Annotated in this window: 1 protein-coding gene; it reads right to left on the reverse strand. The window is 68.5% G+C overall.

The window, feature by feature from the left end; translation table 11 throughout:
* A partial coding sequence (locus J0A65_RS24695) for an STN domain-containing protein (RefSeq protein WP_206596886.1) occupies positions 1–487 on the reverse strand: 487 nt, incomplete at its 3' end.
* Positions 488–763 lie beyond the last annotated feature (276 nt).

The raw sequence follows: 763 nt of genomic DNA on the forward strand, positions 1-763 counted from the left end.
GGTCGATGACAGTGACGCGCTGGCTGGTCTGGCCCACGGCCGTATCACCGCGCAAGGTGCTGACGGTCACCTCGGTGTCCTGCAGGCGCAACACATCGCCAGCGACCCGGCTGGGTGCCGGACTGGCCACTGCGGCCTGTGGTTGCGGGGTCAGGCCGTAGACGCCCTCGGCCTGGCGCACCGCCTGCAGACCACTGCCCTGCAGCAGGCGGGCAAAACCGTCCTCGACGCCATACTGGCCCTGCAGCCCCTGGCTCTGCCGGCCCTGCAGCAGCGCCGCATCGAACGACAGGGCAACCCCGGCGGCGCTGGCGAAGCGGCCGAGCACCTCGGCCAGCGGCCCGGCACTGATCTGATAAGCCTGCGTGTGCGCGCTGTCGGCCCGGGCCAGTGCCGGCAGCGCAGCGCCCAGGGCCAGGCCGGAACAGAACAGAGCGTTGCGGATGGCGCTACGAAGCGCAGAGCGGGTGGAGCGTGGTGACTGCATGGCGGATCCCTGACGACAAGACGCGGAGTGGGTGTTTGCAGGGAGGGCCGAAGCAGCGCGGCAAAAAGTGCAAGGAACCGGAGATTTTTTTCTCGCCATGCCGCGCTCCACCCGTAGGAGCGGCTGTAGGAGCGGCTTCAGCCGCGATCGAGGCTCACCGCCGAAGTGCCTGCTACAGCCGGGAACGGATGGCTTTCACCAGCACTCAGGCTGCCAGGGCGCCCCGCTGGTGGATGGGTGAAGCGTCATCCACCCTACGGCGAGAACCCGACAAAT

The sequence above is a fragment of the Bowmanella yangjiangensis genome (assembly GCF_017255015.1).
Taxonomy (GTDB): Bacteria; Pseudomonadota; Gammaproteobacteria; order Enterobacterales; family Alteromonadaceae; genus Bowmanella; species Bowmanella yangjiangensis.